The organism is Amycolatopsis panacis, from assembly GCF_003600245.1.
GTDB classification, from domain to species: Bacteria; Actinomycetota; Actinomycetes; order Mycobacteriales; family Pseudonocardiaceae; genus Amycolatopsis; species Amycolatopsis sulphurea.
The window spans coordinates 1-17,694 of the sequence record NZ_QZFV01000146.1 but is presented as its reverse complement, the minus strand read 5'-3'; the positions used below and the strand labels follow the sequence as shown (position 1 = coordinate 17,694).

Annotated in this window: 14 protein-coding genes and 3 tRNA genes; 6 read left to right on the top strand and 11 right to left on the bottom strand. The window is 67.8% G+C overall.

Annotation, left to right across the window (positions count from 1 at the left end):
* Window positions 1–754 precede the first annotated feature (754 nt).
* The 3 genes from D5S19_RS30445 (at window position 755) to D5S19_RS30435 (ending at window position 4,023) form a co-directional block, all read left to right on the top strand.
* On the top strand, window positions 755–1,264 hold the full coding sequence (locus tag D5S19_RS30445; protein WP_120026793.1) for a glycoside hydrolase family 76 protein: 510 nt from the start codon (window positions 755–757) through the stop codon (window positions 1,262–1,264).
* Between the two features lie 72 nt (window positions 1,265–1,336).
* Window positions 1,337–2,743, top strand: coding sequence for an arabinofuranosidase catalytic domain-containing protein (locus tag D5S19_RS30440; RefSeq protein ID WP_199730789.1), 1,407 nt, complete (start codon window positions 1,337–1,339; stop codon window positions 2,741–2,743).
* 83 nt (window positions 2,744–2,826) lie between these two features.
* Window positions 2,827–4,023, top strand: coding sequence for a hypothetical protein (locus tag D5S19_RS30435; RefSeq protein ID WP_120026791.1), 1,197 nt, complete (start codon window positions 2,827–2,829; stop codon window positions 4,021–4,023).
* Between the two features lie 89 nt (window positions 4,024–4,112).
* On the opposite strand, the gene D5S19_RS30430 is transcribed toward D5S19_RS30435, so the two are convergent.
* The 5 genes from D5S19_RS30430 to D5S19_RS30410 all read right to left on the bottom strand — a co-directional run bounded on the left by D5S19_RS30430 (window position 4,113) and on the right by D5S19_RS30410 (window position 5,305).
* Window positions 4,113–4,421 carry a DUF7677 family protein gene (locus D5S19_RS30430; RefSeq protein ID WP_120026790.1) on the bottom strand — a complete coding sequence of 103 codons (309 nt, stop codon included), beginning with the start codon at window positions 4,419–4,421 and terminating at the stop codon, window positions 4,113–4,115.
* Between the two features lie 139 nt (window positions 4,422–4,560).
* Window positions 4,561–4,634, bottom strand: a tRNA-Phe gene (locus D5S19_RS30425).
* A 31-nt stretch (window positions 4,635–4,665) separates the two neighbouring features.
* Window positions 4,666–4,739: transfer RNA gene (locus tag D5S19_RS30420), tRNA-Asp, on the bottom strand.
* A gap of 15 nt (window positions 4,740–4,754) precedes the next feature.
* Window positions 4,755–4,827 (bottom strand) — tRNA-Glu (locus D5S19_RS30415).
* Window positions 4,828–5,056: 229 nt separating this feature from the next.
* The gene (locus D5S19_RS30410; RefSeq protein WP_098511885.1) at window positions 5,057–5,305 is read right to left on the bottom strand and encodes a hypothetical protein; all 249 of its coding nucleotides are present in this window, start codon (window positions 5,303–5,305) and stop codon (window positions 5,057–5,059) included.
* 455 nt (window positions 5,306–5,760) lie between these two features.
* Here D5S19_RS30410 and D5S19_RS30405 point away from each other — a divergent pair, with 455 nt between their 5' ends.
* Complete coding sequence (locus tag D5S19_RS30405; protein ID WP_120026789.1) at window positions 5,761–6,177, top strand: hypothetical protein; 417 nt, start codon at window positions 5,761–5,763, stop codon at window positions 6,175–6,177.
* Window positions 6,178–6,339: 162 nt separating this feature from the next.
* On the opposite strand, the gene D5S19_RS30400 is transcribed toward D5S19_RS30405, so the two are convergent.
* Window positions 6,340–6,543 carry a cold-shock protein gene (locus tag D5S19_RS30400; RefSeq protein ID WP_003097368.1) on the bottom strand — a complete coding sequence of 68 codons (204 nt, stop codon included), beginning with the start codon at window positions 6,541–6,543 and terminating at the stop codon, window positions 6,340–6,342.
* Between the two features lie 457 nt (window positions 6,544–7,000).
* Between D5S19_RS30400 and D5S19_RS30395 the strand changes: the two genes are divergently transcribed.
* Entirely contained in the window at window positions 7,001–8,200 is a 1,200-nt protein-coding gene (locus D5S19_RS30395; RefSeq protein ID WP_233574260.1) for a L,D-transpeptidase, read from the top strand.
* A gap of 486 nt (window positions 8,201–8,686) precedes the next feature.
* Here the strand turns inward: D5S19_RS30395 and D5S19_RS30390 are convergent, their stop codons facing one another.
* Window positions 8,687–10,042 carry an MFS transporter gene (locus D5S19_RS30390; RefSeq protein ID WP_120026794.1) on the bottom strand — a complete coding sequence of 452 codons (1,356 nt, stop codon included), beginning with the start codon at window positions 10,040–10,042 and terminating at the stop codon, window positions 8,687–8,689.
* Window positions 10,043–10,243: 201 nt separating this feature from the next.
* Here D5S19_RS30390 and D5S19_RS30385 point away from each other — a divergent pair, with 201 nt between their 5' ends.
* Window positions 10,244–10,807: a PaaI family thioesterase gene (locus D5S19_RS30385; RefSeq protein ID WP_120026787.1), complete on the top strand. Its 564-nt coding sequence runs from the start codon at window positions 10,244–10,246 to the stop codon at window positions 10,805–10,807.
* 22 nt (window positions 10,808–10,829) lie between these two features.
* Here the strand turns inward: D5S19_RS30385 and D5S19_RS30380 are convergent, their stop codons facing one another.
* From D5S19_RS30380 to D5S19_RS30365, 4 genes are all read right to left on the bottom strand, one after another.
* Entirely contained in the window at window positions 10,830–13,133 is a 2,304-nt protein-coding gene (locus tag D5S19_RS30380; RefSeq protein ID WP_233574261.1) for a serine/threonine-protein kinase, read from the bottom strand.
* Between the two features lie 1,274 nt (window positions 13,134–14,407).
* On the bottom strand, window positions 14,408–15,382 hold the full coding sequence (locus D5S19_RS30375) for a glutamate ABC transporter substrate-binding protein (RefSeq protein ID WP_120026785.1): 975 nt from the start codon (window positions 15,380–15,382) through the stop codon (window positions 14,408–14,410).
* A complete protein-coding gene (locus tag D5S19_RS30370; RefSeq protein WP_120026784.1) occupies window positions 15,379–16,764 on the bottom strand; it encodes a hypothetical protein in 1,386 nt (461 codons plus the stop codon). Before D5S19_RS30370 ends, D5S19_RS30375 begins: the two co-directional genes overlap by 4 nt.
* A 488-nt stretch (window positions 16,765–17,252) precedes the next feature.
* Entirely contained in the window at window positions 17,253–17,474 is a 222-nt protein-coding gene (locus tag D5S19_RS30365; RefSeq protein ID WP_120026783.1) for a heavy-metal-associated domain-containing protein, read from the bottom strand.
* Window positions 17,475–17,694: the final 220 nt, after the last annotated feature.

The window sequence follows — 17,694 nt, the reverse complement described above, 5'->3', positions numbered from 1 at the left end:
GCCTTGCTGTTCCTCACCGAATACCGCGCCCGCACAGTAAAAAACGCGGCCCCGGCCTGACACTCGGACAGGTCGCCCTGCTCCTGCAGAACCTGCTCACATGCTGGACCGGGGCCTGCGCCCTCTGCCAACGAGAACTACCCCCATAACAAAGCCCTATCTGAGTCCGTGAAGGGACCCTTCACGGACCCGAAACCGGTCCGGCGCACGCCACGAGGTGGTCGCACACACACCTCCGCATCGCCCACTGCCGGGTCCCCGACCAACTTTGCCGACACCCTGCGCCTCCCCCTGCTGCGAAAGTCCCCTTCGCATCAACCGTTCGCTGGGAGGGTCCCCTTCGCTCCGCCCCCGCTCTCCACTGGTAAGCGCCGCTCCGGCACCCAAGTCCCGGAGCATTGCGGCCAGGCGCCTGCGCTATCCAGACAAAACGGACGGGGGTGTGAGATCACGCTGGCCGATGACGGCGTCACTCTCCAGAACCCTCGACCCCATAAGCCGTCCTCAACCAGGTGGTACAGACCAAACTCTGAGCAACAGAGCGACCTCGAAAGAACCACTTGCCTGACCCCAAAGAACCAGAAATACCGCATCATTCATTCGGCTTCTTGACCATCCGCCGCAAGCAAATCTACCATTTCCCCCACACGGTTCGGACACGTTCCCGGATTTGCTCCTCTTTTTGCAGCGGAAACCACTGGCGTCGGTCTTCGCTGCCCGGAATACGATTCCTCAAGGACCCGAAGGACCCGGCATGCGCGCGATCCTCCGCACCGCGGCCGGCTCGGCGATCCTCCTCGCCGCGCTGGTGAGCACCATCCCCACCGCGGCCAACGCCGTCACTCACGGGCACCCGCACCGCGACTGCAGCCCGTCCGGCGTACCGCTGGCCGCGCTGACCGAACTCTACCGTGCGACCGGGGACGATCGCCTGCTCGCCAAGGCACAGCAGCTGGCCGACGCTTCGACCACGAGCACTTCCCTCAACGACAACGGAATTCTCCACGACCCTGGCGAAAAGCCCGGTGGCGGCGGAGCCGACGGACCGTCGTTCAAAGGAATTTACGCCCGCGATCTGGCTGTGCTCGACTCCGCGATCACCACGCGCCCTTACTCCGGTTACCTGAATCGTCAAGCAGATTCCGCCTATGCAAACGACCGCAACGCCGCCGGCCAATACGGCCTGATGTGGGCCGGTCCGTTCGACAAGTCCGATGCCGCCCGCCAGCAGTCTGCGCTCGATCTGATGAACGCGACCTACTGAAACCATGAGAAAGGAAACGCAATGACCCTCCGATGGAGGCGCCTCTCCCGCGCGCGCAAACGGCTGGCCGCCATGGTCCCGGTATTCCTGCTGGCCGTCGTCCAGCTGGTCGGGTGGGGAACCGCGAATGCCGGCGCGGCGACGAGATTGCCCTGCGACGTCTACAATTCCGGCGGAACCCCGTGCGTGGCGGCACACAGCACCACCCGTGCGCTCGTGTCGGACTACGACGGCGCGCTGTATCAGGTGACCCGCACGTCGGACCAGGCCACCCGCGACATAGGTCTCCTCGACGACGGTTATGCCAACGCCGCCCAGCAGGACCGCTTCTGCGTGGCAACGACTTGCACGATCACAAAGATCTACGACCAGACCCCGAACCACAACGACCTGACTCCCGGCCCCGCCGGAACTGCCGGCACCGTCGACCGAGGCGCGGGCGCGGGCGTGATCTCGGTCAGCGCGGGCGGACACAAAGTCTACGGAATCTGGATTTCCCCCGGCGTCGGCTACCGTTATCTGGGAGCAGCGAAGGGCGTTGCGGTGAACGGTCAGCCCGAAGGCTCCTACATGGTGGCCAGCGGCACGCACGTGAACAACGAATGCTGCTTCGACTACGGCAACGCGGAAGCCACTCCCGACGACACCGGCAACGGGCACATGGACGCCGTCAGCGTCACCACGGGCTGTTCTTTCCCGCCGTGCAGCGGAACCGGCCCGTGGGTCGAGGCCGATCTGGAGAACGGATTGTTCCTGGGAGACAACGGTGCCAATCCTGCCAACCTCGGCAACAAGAGCAGCTACGTCACAGCAGTGCTCCGAAATGACGGCCAGACCAAGTATTCACTGCAGGGCGGCGATTCCCAATCCGGCAGCCTGAGCACCTGGTGGAATGGCGCATTGCCCACCCGTCCCGGCTACCGGCCGATGAAGCAGGAGGGCGGCATCATCCTCGGTATCGGCGGGGATAACAGCAACCGCAACCGCGGCACCTTTTTCGAAGGCACGATGGTCTCCGGTTTCCCAGGCGACGAAACGGAAAACGCGGTCCAGTCGAACATCGTCTCGGTCGGCTACGCCGGAGACACCGATGTGCCCAACGGCCGGCAAGGGAACATCACCGGGCCGGGCGGAAAATGCGTGGACGTCGCCGGGGAAGACACTGGGACACACCTTTCGGCGGTACGGCTGTGGGACTGTCAGCGCTGGGCCGAAGATCAATTCTGGACACACCAGCCCGATGACACGCTGAGCACCATCAGCCATTGCCTCGCCGTCAACGGCGACGGCACCCAAGTACAATTGCAGAAATGCACTGACGGCGGCCAGAAATGGCGGCAGCAGACGGACGGATCGCTGCTGAACACGGATTCAGGACGCTGCCTCGAATCACCGGACGGCGCCACCGAAAATGGCACCGCACTGCGGACCGGGGCCTGCGACGGGAGCGCTGCGCAGAAGTTCCGGCTGCACAGCTGAGCTGCGGCGCCGCCCCGGCGACCTTGCGACGAGCCCGCGACGGCCCTACCGTGAAACGTTGACCGGACACTTGGGGGGCTTTTATGCGGTCGCATCGTCGTACCACCATCGCCGGGGCAGTGCTCGCCATCGGCCTGCTGCTGGCCGGATCGGTCCCGGCCACCGCCGCGGCCGGGCCGACCACCTTGCCCGCGAACCAGTTCACGCTCAGTGCGGACTACCACCGGTTCGACGCAGTGAATTCGGCACTCGTCTCGACACTCGGCACCGCGCCTGTGCACACCGTGATGGACAACGCCAACCACAGCCGGAAAAAGCCACCCCAGCCGGTGCCGATCTCCGGCGTGACCGGCAGTTTCCAGTTCGACGACACTGACAACAAGGACTGCACGAACTACCCGCAGGGCATCACCACCAGCCGCGACGCGGTGGGCACCGCGGACAACGGCACCTACGACGGGCACCAGCTCGTGCTGGTCAGCTGGTACACCAGGGCTTCCTGCACGGACAAGACGCAGACGCGCAGCCGGACCACCCTGGTCGACTGGGACGCCACCTACCCGGACAAGTACCGGAAAGTCCTGCTCGTCGAGCCGACCGGCAGCACTTCGACCCCCGATTTCCGGGACATCACCGTGCACGCCGGCGGAGTCGCCTGGTACGGCAATTATCTCTATGTCGCCGACACCGGGCGCGGCATGCGGGTCTTCGATCTGCGCAAGATCCTCAAAACCGATCCCGGCGGCAACCCCGGCCAGATCGGCCGGCAATCGGCGACCACGTATTACGCGCACAATTACGCCTACGTCCTGCCGCAGGTCGGCATAGTCACCTCGAACACCACCGCCGAGGACAAGCTGGTCTGGTCGTCGATTTCACTGGACCGGGCGACCAAATCGCTGGTGATGAACGAGTACACCTGCAAGTCCGGCTGTCGGGACTACCCCAACCGTGCGCCTCGCGCGGTGCGCTTCCCGTTCGCCCCGTCGTCCACGGCCTTCGCCGCGAACACCACGGCCAGCCAAGCCCTGCAGTTGCCCTGGTACAAGCTCAACGGCGGCGCCTCGCACAACGGCCGGTGGTGGTTCAACTCCTCAGGCGATCACAAGCTGTACTACTGGGCCGCGGCCACCGGGTCGAAGTCCTACCCCTGGGTGAGCAGCGGGGAGAGCATTTCGTACTGGGAGGACGAGACGAAGCCGGATCTGCTGTGGTCGCTGCAGGAGGGCGTGGGTAACCGCAACGTGTTCGCGGTCGGCCAGGCGGGGTACAGCGGCTGAGGCTGCGGGGCGGCTGTACCAATTGGTCTAGCGGAAGTCCCGCTTTCGGGGGCTGACGCCGGGTCCATCGCGGGTGCCGCCTCACCATTTCAGTAGAGGGCGCACTCCCACGATTCGAGGTCGGCTTCACCCGGCGGGAGTTCTCCGGTGCAGTACTGGTACAGCCACACAGCGGCACGTCTCTCCGCGTACTTCTCGTTGACCGGTTCACCCCGGTCATCGAGTTCGAGGACGTTGGCGAAGATCGCGAAGCAGATTTCCATCTGGGACGGCGAGTCCTCCAGCTCGTCCCAGTAGTTGATCCCGTCCAGCAGCGGATGGCCGACCGAGCCGCGCGCGACCCAACCGGCAAAGCGGCGGATCGCTCCCGACGCGCCGGGGCTGAGGCGAGACGACATGCCTGGGAGCCTATCGCCCTGGCGGCTTCGATTCCGGCAGCCACCGCCGATCGGCCAAAGATCGACCACGGCCAATCACGAGCGGCACCACACGCAAGAAAGCCGCCTTGACCTGAATCAAGGCGGCTTCTACGAACGGTGGCCAGGGCCGGGGTCGAACCGGCGACCTTCCGCTTTTCAGGCGGACGCTCGTACCAACTGAGCTACCTGGCCGGGAACGCCGGCTAGGAGCCGAACGATCTTGCGACCCTGACGGGACTCGAACCCGCGACCTTCGCCGTGACAGGGCGACGCGCTAACCAACTGCGCCACAGGGCCAAACTTGGTACTGCGTACTCCCAACGGGATTCGAACCCGCGTTGCCGCCTTGAAAGGGCGGAGTCCTAGGCCACTGAACGATGGGAGCTCGGCCAGGTTTTCGGCGAACCGACCGACCGCGCTCTCAGGGTTCCCCCGGGAGCGATTACCAGCATAGGGCACGTCCAACCGGCCTTGCACCGGGGGTTCCTTAACTCTCAACCGGCCCGCGGACCTGCGACAACGGCGACCGCGAACCCGGCAGGACCGGCGAACCCGGGCGACTTGGCCGCGCCACCGGCCCGCGGCCGCTGGAGTGACCCGGGACACTCGCGAGGTCAGCGCTGGACGGGTGACTGGCCATCCTCGCCCGGGGACAGGCCCAGCATGTCCAGTAGCTGCGCACAGTCCTCGACATCCAGCGCGCCGTTGGCGACCGCGAGGCGGGCGCGGCGGACCTGATCGTCGGAGACGCGGCCGTCCGACGAGCCGCGCGGCGCCGGCACTCCGCCGGACAGCGATGTGCTTCCCCCGTCGGCACCTTCGTACCGCAGGAGGAACTGACGAACTTCGACCGATCCGCTCATTGCCCCTCCACGGGTTTACATCAACTGGGCGCGAGGTTAACCAGCGGCAAGCCCGACCGGCAGCCCCCCGGAGAGTGAACCTGAGACCACTCTCCGCATCACCCACCCGTATTCCCGCTGATCTTGGATAACGGATTTCTGCCCCCTTCCCCTCGCCGAACCCGGCAACTCGTGCAACAATCGGAGTTGCTGACACACCCCCGGTCAGCGCCTGTGGAGATCCCCTCCGACCCCCGCGTTCCTCCCCCTGGCGCGGGGGTCTCTCCATTTCTGCGGCAGTCCCGTCCGGACATTCCCGCTCCTGCGAAGATCCGGTGCCACGACAACTGGCAGTCGCGGAATTCGATTGCTTGCTGGGCTGATCAGGTGATCGAATACGCTTATCGGGCAAGAAAAATCATGTGTCGTGGCTCACAGTGGTTTGTTTGCCGAGACCGGACCGTTATCGTGGCCGCGTGCCTCTTCCCTCCCTCGGCCGGCTGAGCAGCCGCGCGAACCTCAAGGCCGTCGCCTCCGGACGGCACCGCACGATCGGCAAGACCGTGGACGACGAGCTCGTCGAGGACAAGGAGCTCACCAGCTACCTCGCCGCCCTCGCCCCGGACTCCGGTCCGGAGAGCACCGGGACCGGCAACCGCTTCGGCGACGCGCAGGTCTACCAGCTCCGCCTGAATCTGATCGCCAGCCAGCAGCTCAAGGACCTCGCGAACGAGCGTGACCTGTCCCCGCAGGCGCTCGCCCAGGAATGGCTGCTGGAGCGCCTGTCCTGGGAAGGCCAGGCCGGCTCGGCGCAGTACCGCCGCGAGGCCGAGGCGCACACCGACGAGTACCACTTCCCGCAGGGCGCGTTCGACCAGCCGGTCGCCCGCTGACCCACCCCCTGGACGAAAACCCCCGGCTTCCCCCGACGGCCGGGGGTTTTCTTTGCCCGCAGGCCACCCCTGGGCGAGCAGGCGCACCCATGAGAAAGGGCCCCGGCGAACGAATCGCCGGGGCCCCTTGTTCAGGCCTGTATGAAACGCGCAGGGCCTGTCTCAGATCGCGCGGACCTTCTGGGCCTGCGGGCCCTTCTGGCCCTGGCCGACCTCGAACTCCACTCGCTGGTTCTCCTCAAGGGTGCGGAAACCACGACCCTCGATCTCCGAGTAGTGCACGAAAACGTCGCCTTCGCCGCCGTCCTGCGCGATGAAGCCGAAGCCCTTCTCCGCGTTGAACCACTTCACAGTGCCTTGCGCCACCGCTGTACTCCTCGTTACAGATCCGCTTCGAATGCCCCCGAAGCGGCACCCCGGCCGTCCCGGGCGGTTCCAACGAGTCGAGCGAAGAGCTGTACGGCCCCACGGCTCGCGTCAGAAGTTCCGCGAGTGTGAAGCCACGAACACGCAAAACGACGGCCTGGGAGCAGCGTACCGGGATATCGGCAAATCTGAACCCCGTTGATCCCGATGATCGGTCCCGCCGGGCGCACGTCACCGGAACGTCGTATCGCTGCCTACGCTGCGCTGTCAGGCCCGCGAGTTACCCTGATTTTCCACGTCCAGCGCGCACCTATCGTGCACAGAGCGCTATCGAATGGGTCGTATCCGTGAGGTCCGTACCAGAATATGTGATACTGGTCACCACTCGATCGGTCAACGTGCTGAAGGTTCCGGGCGTCTGGATAGTCGGGGAATCCAGGGGAGATTGGGGATCAGGGTGACATTCCGAAAGTTCACTCGCCGCAGAGGTGCGGTGGCGGCGTTCGGCTTGGTGGCGGCGCTCACGCTCGGTGCATGCAGTGGGGAACCAACGGTCAGTGCCAGCGGGGGCGACGGAGGCGGGCCTACCACGGAGGCGACCGCCAAACCGGTGGGCCTCAAGATCAGCCCGGTCGCCGGCGCGAAGGACGTGGCACCGGGTGAACCGGCGAAGGTGAGCGTCGCGAACGGGACGCTCGCGTCGGTCACCCTCACCAATCCGGATGGCAAGCAGGTGCAGGGGCAGCCGTCCGCGGACAAGAAGAGCTGGAACACCACCGAGGACCTCGGCTACGGCAAGACCTACACCTGGTCCGGACAGGCGACCGGCGAGGACGGCAAGCCGACGCCGGTCAGCGGTTCGTTCACCACCGTCGAGCCGCGCCGGCAGATGGCGGGCAGCCTCAACGTCGGGGACGAGCAGACCTACGGCATCGCGATGCCGATCGCGCTCACCTTCCCGAGCCCGGTCAAGGACAAGGCTTCGGTGGAGAAGGCTCTGTCGGTGGAGACCGAGCCGAAGACCGAGGGCTCCTGGGCCTGGCTCGAGGGCGACACCTCGGTGCACTGGCGGCCGAAGGCCTACTTCGAGCCGGGCACCAAGGTCACGGTGAACGCGAAGCTGTACGGCGTCTCGATGGGCGACGGTGTCTACGGGCGCCAGGACGTGTCCTCGAAGTTCACCATCGGCCGCTCGCAGATCGTGCAGGGCAACACCAAGGACCACACCATGCAGGTGATCCGCGACGGCCGGAAGGTGATGGACTTCCCGGTCAGCTACGGCCTGGATGCCGACCCCGGGCGGGTCACGCACAGCGGGGTGCACGTGGTGATGTCCAAGCACGCCACGTACTCGATGAGCAACCCGCGGTACAACTACACAGACGTGAACGTGCCGTGGGCGGTGCGGATCTCCAACAACGGCGAGTTCATCCACGGCCTGGCCGCTTCGATCTGGGCGCAGGGCAAGAAAAACATCTCGCACGGCTGCCTGAACCTGTCGCCGAAGAACGCGAAGACCTACTACGACAGCGTGCTGCCGGGCGACCCGGTGGAGATCACCGGCAGTACGCAGCAGCTGTCCGCAAAGGACGGCAACTACAGCGACTGGACCTACGACTGGACCGCGTGGACGAAGCTTTCCGCGCTGAACAGCTGAGCCTGCTCGCACGCGAGACCGGACGGCCGGGAGCCCGCAAGGCTCCCGGCCGTTCGTGTGTTCCGGACAGCAGCCATGATCCTTTTCGTACCAGAGAAAACGCCGCCTTACCCAGACCGGGCACCCGGTTGAACGCGCGACGGCCAAGAGTGGCCGACGTCACCGCTTCTCGGCGGTTCCCGGCGAAATACCACGGGCTTTCGGTGCGATGTTCCCTGTGGCGGCCGGAGGGGTCGCTGAACCGCATCGCTCAGCCGGCACAGGACTGGCCGGCCCGAGAATTCGAGGAGGAAGCACCATGGTGCTCGTTGCACTGATGATCGAAACCGTTGTTGCCGTTGTGGTCGCCGGTGGCCTGGCGGCGTGGGCAGGCAAGCGCTTCACTCCTCGCCCCGCCGAGACGGCCGAGGTCCGCTGAGACGATCGGCTCGGTAGCGGCGAAAACCGCCCCCGTCCACGATGGACGGGGGCGGTTTCGTACCCGGGCTACTTCACTGCGACGAACTTCCCACCGGTGTCGGCGGTGTCGATCTGCTCGATCGGCACCCTTGCCGTCTCCGGGATGCGGAGAATCGGCACCAGCGCGATAAGCGCGGCCACGATCAGGTAGTACGCCGGCCAGTCGGCATTGCCGGTGCCGTCGATCAGCGCCGTGACGACCACGCCGCAGGTACCGCCGAACAGCGAGGTCGAGATGTTGTACCCGATGGCGAACGAGCCGTACCGCACGCGCGTCGGGAACATCGCCGGGAACGTCGAGCCGATCACCGCGAGCATCAGCGCCAGCAGGATCGCCACCAGCAGGAAGCCCACGATCAGCCACAGCAGGCTGCCCGACTGCATCAGCTTGATCGAGGGCCAGCTCAGCACGATGAACCCGATGGCCGCGGTGAGCAGCAGCGGCTTCCGGCCGATCCGGTCCGAGAGCATGCCGATCGGGATCAGGATCGAGAACTGCACCAGTTCCACCCCGATGATGATCAGCGTGGACGTGGTGTCCCCGATGTGCAGGGTGTCGGTGAAGTACGTCGGCATCGTGGTCAGCAGCATGTAGTCCGCGATGTTGACCAGCAGCACGATCCCGATCAGGTTCAGGATCATCCGCCAGTTGTGCTGCAGGGTCTCCCGCAGCGGCGCCTTCTCCGGCTTCTCACCGGCCGCTTCGAGCCGCCGGAACTCCGGCGTGTCCTCGAGCCTGGACCGCAGGTAGAGCCCGACCACACCGATCGGCAGCGCGATGAAGAACGGGATCCGCCAGCCCCAGCTGTCGAACTGCTCGGTCGTCAGGGACAGCGACACGATCAGCACCACCGAGTTGCCGAGCACGTAGCCGGCCAGCGTGCCCATCTCCAGGAACGACCCGAAGAAGCCGCGGCGCTTGGTCGGCGCGTACTCGGCGATGAAGGTGGCCGCACCGCCGTACTCCCCACCGGTGGAGAAGCCCTGGATCAGCCGCAGGAGCAGGATCGCGATCGGCGCCGCGATACCCATGCTGTAGCCGCCCGAATAGGTCGGCAGCACGCCGACCACGAAGGTACAGCCGGACATCAGCAGGATGGTGATCGCGAGAACCTTCTGCCTGCCGAGCTTGTCGCCCAGCGGGCCGAAGAACGCTCCGCCGAACGGCCGCACGATGAAGCCCACCGCCAGCAGGGCGAGCGATTTCAGCACCGCGTTGCCCTCGCCGGGGAAGAACACGGTACCGATGGTCGCGGAGATCGCGCCGGAAGTGAAAACGCCGTAGTCGTACCATTCGGTGGCGTTCCCCATCGCGGATGCGATCACGGCTCGCTTGACGGTCCGCTGATCGACGTCGGGTCTCCCCTTTGTTGTCTCACTCATCCCCGCGGCGACCTCCTCGTGCGCGTCCAACTGATCGGGTCGAGTTCATCCGCCCAGTCTCTCCGTCCCGGGAGGGGTCGGCAGAACGAACACCGAAACTTCTACCGTACGGAATTTTCCGACTACCCTGCGCTGAGGAAATCCGGCATCGCAGGTCAGGGACGGTGTCCGGGGGTCCTTCGCGCGGGTTAACGTCCCCCTATGAGTCGTGTCCCAGGGTCTTGGCCACCGGTCGAGATCGAGCCACCTGTCCTCCACCCGAACGCGCCTGCCCCCGGCACCGATCTCGGCGTGCACTTCGCCGAATGCTTCGGCTGCGGCGAGGTCGAAGGAGGGCTGCACCTGCGTTCGTCGGTCGGTGACGACCAGACGGTGCAGTCGAAGTTCACCGTCACGCGAGCGCATCAGGGCGCGCCCGGGCTCGCCCACGGCGGGCTACTGGCCTGCGCGTTCGACGAGGCGCTCGGCTCGGCGGTGGGCAATCTGCTGCGCCGCCCGGCGGTGACCGGCAGGCTGGAGACCGACTTCCGCCGTCCGGTGCCGGTGGGCTCGACGCTCTACATCGAGGCACGGCTGGACGGCACCGCCGGACGCAAGATCTACGTCAGCGCGGACGGCCGGCTGGACGCTCCGGACGGCCCGGTCGCAGTGTCGGCGCGCGGCCTGTTCGTGCAGGTCGGAATCGAGCATTTCAGCACCCACGGCGATCCGCAGGCGCTTGAGAAGCTCGCCGAGGCGCAGCGGAAGAACCAGATCAACCCCTGACCCGCCGCCCTCGCGCCGGAGATCAGGTCAGGGTGCGAGGGCGGATCGCGTTGGCCCGGTCCACCAGCGCCACGCGGTCCGCCACGGTCCCGGCGAGCCGGGCCAATGCGCGGTAGCAGTTCTCCAGGCCGAACCGCACCTCCCGCTCGTCAAGCGCGTAGCCCAGCACCTTCGACGACGAAGTGGCGGCCGGCCGGCCAGGTACCTGTAGCCAGTCGTGCGCCGCTTCGAGTACTTCGGCGGTGAGGCGCGTGTGCCGCTCGGCGTCCAGGTTGAGCCGCTCCAGCCGACCGGACGCGTCGACGAGATCGCCCTCGGTGACCTGGTTCTGCTCGGTGCCCGGCGCCCTGGTCTTGATCTTGATCGCGGCGACCTGCGCGTCGACGTAGTGCGTCGACGTCGGGGGCACGGCTTCGAGCACCTCCACGGCGCTCGCCCGCGCACCCTGCGCGAGGTAGACGCGGGCGAGGCCGAACGCTGCGCTCACGTACGTGCGGTCGGTGCGCCACACCAGCTCGTAGAACCGCGCGGCGCCGAAGTAGTCGCCGACGCCTTCGGCGCTGATCGCGAGAGCGAGCTTCGGCGCGATCTCGCCGGGAAGGTCGTCGTACACGGCGTCGAACGCCACGTGCGCGACCCTCGGCCGGCCACCGGCCAGCTCGATCAGGCCGCGATACCAGTCGATCCGCCAGTCGTGCGGGAAACCGTGCCGGATCGCGAGGTACTGCGCGGCCTGCAGCTGCCGTTGTGCCTCCACGAACTCGCCGAGTTCGATCCGCGCACGCACGATGCGCAGCCGGACCTCGATCGACTCGCGGGGCGCACCGGCCAGCGCCTCGATCGCCTCCCGCGGGTCGAGGGCGGTGGTGGTGGCCAGCACGCCCGCGGCCGCGTCGTCCGTGTCCACCTGCGGGATGGGCAGCCCGGAGACCACCTCGGCCGCGTCCGGCAGTGGCACGGTCTCGCCGCGCTCGGGCACCACCAGGTGCACGCCGAAGGTGCGGCTCTCCGGTCCGAACACAGTGGACGCGGCCGGGCGCGGGGTGTTGGTGCCCAACGCCATGATCTCGCGCAGCACCCCGGTGAGCTGGTCGGACATCTCGTCGGCGGCGAAGAACCGGCGATCCGGATCGATGTGCGTGGCGCGCTTGAGGAAGCGGTAGTACGAGCCGAAAAGCGCGAACAGCGGCACCGCGTCCGGTGCGGGCAGCGAACTCTTGTACTTCGTGGTGTAGCCGGCGAATTCGAAGCTCAGCACGGCGAGCGTGCGGCCGACGGTGTAGAGGTCCGAGGAGACCGACGCACCCTGGGTGGCCAGCTCGGGGGCGCTGTAGCCGCTGGTGAAGAAGAGCGGGCTCTCGTAGTCGTCGAGCCGCCGCACCGCGCCGAGGTCGATCAGCTTGAGCTGCTCACGGGTCTGGATCACGTTGTCCGGCTTGAGATCGCAGTAGAGCAGGCCCTGGCTGTGCAGATAGCCGAGCGCGGGCAGGATCTCCAGGCCGTAGGCGATCACCTGGCCGATCGGCAGCGGTTCCGGACGCTTGCTCTCGCGGTGGTGCGCGAGGGCGAGCTGGCGCAGCGACTGGCCGCCGACGTACTCCATCACGATGTAGCCGACGGAGTTGCCGGTCTCCGCGTCCGGATGCTGCACGAAGTTGTGGATCTTGACGATGTTCGGATGCTCGACCTCGGCGAGGAACCGCTGCTCGTTGGCGGCGGCGGCCATCGCGGTGGCGTCCCCGGTGTCGATCAGGCCCTTGAGCACGACCCAGCGGTCGGAGACGTTGTGGTCCTGGGCGAGGTAGATCCAGCCGAGCCCGCCGTAGGCGAGGGCCCCGAGCACCTCGTACTGGCCACCGACCAGCTCGTTCGGCTTCAGCTTCGCGACGAACGAGTAGCGGGTGCCGCACTTTTCGCAGGTGCCTTCGGGTTCTCCCGGCTGCGCGTCCGTGCTGCGGCCGACCTTCGCCCCGCAGTTGCCGCAGAACCGTTTCTCCTCGGACACCACCGGATTGGCGAGTACCGCGGTCGACGGATCGCGGTAGGGCACCGGTGGCACGTCGATGAGCCCGGCTCCGAGCCGTCCCCGGCGGGAACGCCGGGTGCCGGTACGCCGAGCCGTGCCGGGATAACCGCTGCCGGTTCCGGTGCTGCCACTGCCGGTTCCCGTGCCGGTGCCGCTCGACCCTTCGCTGCTCTTGGCGGCCACGACGCTGTCGGTACCGGGGTCGGGCAGCGCCGCGCCTTCCGCCGGCTCCGCCCGGGGCGCGGGCGGCATGATGCTCTGCGTCGGCGGCGCGAAAGTGGCGAGCACACTCGTCGGCATCGGCGCCGCCGGATTCACCGGCGCGACCGGTTTCTGGGACTGCGGGAGGATCACCGGCGCCAGCTCACCGGGCGGCCGGGTCGGGTCCTCGGCGCCGGGCACCACCGGCTCGCCCTGGCCGTTCCCGGCGGCCACCGGACGACTCGGCGAGGCCGCCTCCCCCCGCGGCGGGCGGCCGCCTTGCCTCGGCGGCTGCCCTTGCGCGGCCGGATACGCCCGGCCCGCCCGTGGGTACGGCTGCCCAGTCGACTGCTGTTGTCCCGCAGCGGCAGGGGTTTGGCGACCGTTGGGGTGGGGTTGTCCCTGCGTATCCGGACGCTGAGCCGGCTGGGCGGGGCTCGGCTGGCCTTGGGTGCCGGGGCGCTGACCGGGGGCCGGGGCACTCTGGCCGCTCGGGTTCTGGCCGGGCGCTTGCGGATTCGGCTGACCGGGCGGAACCTGCCGGCTCTGGCCGCCCGAGACCTGCTGAGCCTGGCAACCCGGGGAATGAACCGAGGCCCCGTCCGAGGGCTGAGCCTGGCTACCCGGAGCCTGACCCGAAACCTGCGGACCCTGACCGCTCGGAGCCTGACCCGGGACCTGCTGGCCCTGTCCGCTCGAAGGCTGGCCCTGACCACCTTGGACATGAGCGGAAACCTGCTGCTCCTGCCCGCCCGAGGTCTGCTGGCCTTGCGTGCCCGGGGTATGACCCGCCAACGTGGGGCTCGGCTGGCCCGGTGCCGAGGCGTTCAACTGCTCTTGGCCATCCGGATGCGACCACGGGCCGGGGCCGTGCGCGCCGGGGTACGGCTGCCCCTGTGTACCGGGCCGAGGCTGACCGTGACCACCGGGCTGGCTCTGCGCGCCCGGCCACTGCTGATTCGCCTGCTGGCCTTGGGAACCGGGGTGCGACTGTCCCGGCTGGCCGGAGACCGGCACCCCCGGATACGGCTGCCCCGAGGTGCCCGGACGCGGCGGCCGGGCGTGCTGCGCCGGGCGCTGCGCGGGCGGGTTGACCAGGGCCTCGGCGTCCGCGCCGGCCGAACCGAGGCTGCTGGGCACCGCCGGCTCCGGTGTGTCCCAGCGGACCGGGGGCGGCGGGGTCCACGACGGGTCCGGCGTGCCGGGTCCCGAGTCCTCCCCCGTGGCCGGCGCCGGGTCCGCCGATACCTCGGCCTCCTCCGGTGCCGCGTGCCGAGGACGGCGCGCCTCCTCCGACACAACTACCTCCCGAACTCCCCCGCGACCATGTCCGCGGTCAATCGTAGTGGGGCTGCCCGGCCGCTACCTGGCAGTCACCGATACTGCGCTTCCGGCGGGCTCGCCGGCCCGAGCCGCTGGCCCACCCACTTGCCGTAGCTGGCCGCCCAGGAACCGTCGGCCCGCATCTGGTCCAGCACCGCGTTCACGAACTGCACCACGTCCTGCTCGTCCAGCGGCACACCGACCCCGTAGTTCTCCTTGGTCAACTGGTCCCCGACGACCTTCACCTGCGGATCCTGCGCGGCCATCCCGGCCAGGATGGTGTCGTCGGTGGACACCGCCTCGACCTGGTTCTGCTGCAGCATCACCAGGCAGTCCGACCAGTTGGGCACCGACACCGCGATCGGTTTGGCCGGGTCGGTCGCGACCTTGGTCAGCGAGGTGGACTTCCGCGCGGCGCACACCCGTTTGCCCGCCAGATCCGCCAGCGACTGCGCGTTCGAGGTCTTCGGCACCAGGATCTTCTGGCCGGCCACGTAGTACACCGAGGAGAACTGGACTTCCTTGCGACGCGAGCAGGTGATGCTGTAGGTGCGGACCACCACGTCCACCTTGTGGTCCTTGAGCACCTGCTCCCGTTGCGAGGAGGGGATCGCGCGGAACTGCACGTGTCCCTCGGCCGTGCCGAACAACGCCTTGGCGATCTGGTTCACCACGTCGATGTCGAAGCCCTCGAGGTTGCCGCTCTGGGGATTGCGGAACCCGAACAGATAAGTGGTCTGGTCCACTCCGGCGATCAGTTTCCCGCGCGCCTTGATTTCGGCGAGGTGGGAACCCGGCGGCACCGAGGTCCCGGCCGTCGGCCGGATGCTGGCCAGCGGGTCACAGCTGGTGTCGGTGTTCACCCCGGCGCTGGTGTCCGGGCCACCGACCCCCGCGGGTGTCGGCCAGGCCGCATCGGTCACCGCGGTCGCGTCGGCGGGCACTTCCGCAGCTGTGCACGCCGTGCCGAACAGCACGACAGCGGCCAGCGCAGCCGCACGGACGAAGTGCCGCGACCGGATCATCGGTACTCCCTCAGCCTCTCCCGGACGCCGACGGTGACCCCGCCCGCGGCGAGCACAGCGAGCACCCCGACGCCCGGCGCGAGCGCGGTCAGCGCCCGGTTGCCCGCGCCGGTGTCGTCGAGGAACTCCTGACGACAGACGTCGATCGCGGCCTGAAGGTTCATGTCCAACCGGGTGAACGCCGCGGCCGCGCTGTTCGGCGCAACGCTCGTGGCGAAGTCGACGGCTTCCTGGTACTGACCGCCGTCGTCCAGCTTGCGCACCTGGATGTGCGCCAGCGACCATTCGCGAGCGGCTTGTTCGGCCGCTTCGATCTTCCCCTGGCCGGGCGTGCCCTCGGCGAGGTCGCGCGCCTTGCCGAGGAGGCCGCTGTGCCCGTCCGCGCCGACCAGTCCCTCGGCCAGTCCGATGAACTGCTTCTCGTAGGTCGCGCCGTCACCGCGGGCGACCAGGGTGAGGGTTTCGTCGGCACGGGCCTGCAGCGCGTCGATCCGCGCGCGCACCAGCACGTCGACCTGCGACGAGCCGTCCGTCTTGCCGCTCGCGACGAAGCTGCCCTGCACGATCAGCGCCACCGTGCCCCACAGCAACGACAGCACGATGCACCCGGTGGCCACCAGCAGGCCGATGTTGAGCACCCGGTTCGTCCGGCGGGTCAGGTAGATCTGCGTGGCGACCAGCGCCGCGATCAGTGCCAGGATCAGCGCGACCGCCACCCACGGCACGTCCGAACTGCTGTCCTGTTCTTCGGAAAGCTTGGCGGTGTGCGCTTCGTAGAGCGCCTTGGCCGCGGGCAGGATGGTCGAGCGCATCAGCTGGGAGGCCTCGCGCAAGTAGGACGCGCCCGAGGGGAAGCCCTGCCGGTTGTTCTGGCGCGCCGTTTCGACGATCCCGGTGTAGACCGGCACCTTCTGGTTCAGGATGTCCACCTGATGCGCGGCGTCACCCACGTCGGCGACATCCGACCCGGACTTCGCCAGCGCGGAACCCGCTTCGGCGATGTCCTGCTCGTACTTCTTCCGCAACGGGGGCGGCTCGTCACCCACGGAAAGGAACGCACTCGCCGCCGTCGCATCGGCATCCGAGAGCGACCGGTACACCTGCTGCGCCGCCGAGGCCATCGGCTCGCGGTGCTGCACCAGCCCTTCGACGGTGTTGTCCTTGTCCTGCACCGACAACACCCCGACCAGCCCCGCCAGGAGCGAGAGCAGCACGAGCGCCACCGCGATCACCGAGAGCCGGCCCGGCGTGGTCGCCGCGGATCTGACCACCGCACGCACCGCCTGGCCGGGCAGCTCCAGCAGCCCCGCGATACCGCTGCGTCCCTCCGGTTCCTCCGGTGCGGGCACAGACGTTTCCGGCCGCGTCGCAGTGCTGGTCATCCCCGATCCTCCCCGTACGCCACCCGCAGAAGGTAGCCGGTCCCGCATCGAGCGGCGAACGACACCCGGAAGGTGTCATCAGCACGTGATCTCGAACCAGGGGGCCGAGCTGCGGTACGGCGGTGAAATGCGGGGGTGGGTGGGGTGGTCGGGGGCGTGGATCGGGGTTCGGCCAGTCAGGTGACGGGCGCTGCTTTGACCAAGGTGGATCGCAGTCCGGCAAGTACCGACGCGCGGTCATGGCAGCCGACCACCAGCATGCACGGTCCGGCAAGCTCTGCCCGAGAACCAGCCGCACTCCGCAAGATCAGCGCGGCTCGTCCGAAGCGGGCGCCGCCGTATGCCCCCGCCCCGTGCGAATGTGAACCAGCCGGTCGCTCGCTCCGTGGCCGGGTGGCGCGAAGATTCGCGATTATGCGTGACTCACCGGCCATGGGACTGTCCCTCTTGGACAGTCCCAGTCGGTGGAATCGGGCTGTGGACGGGAATCAGACTGTGGTGGCGAGGCCCTCGTAGGTATAGCCCGCTTCTTCCACTGCGGCGCGAACGGCGGACTCGGGCAGCGCATCGGTCGAGCGGACGGTCACCTGGCCGGTTTCGACGTGCACGGTGACGTCTTCCACGGCCGGCAGTGCGGTGAGTTCCTCGGTGACCGACCGGGCGCAGTGGCCGCAGGACATTCCGGAGACGAGGTAGTCGTTTTCGATCATAGGCGCAGCCTACGAGCCCGGCGCGAACTCGATCGGGCGACGCCCGCTCTCGCGCACTGACCGCCGTGAAGGGAACCTTCACGGCGTCTGAGTCCAGGGTGTCGGCAAAGTTGGTCGGGGACCCGGCAGTGGGCGATGCGGAGGTGTGTGCGACCACCTCGTAGCGTGCGCCGGACCGGTTTCGGGTCCGTGAAGGGACCCTTCACAGACTCAGAGTCCG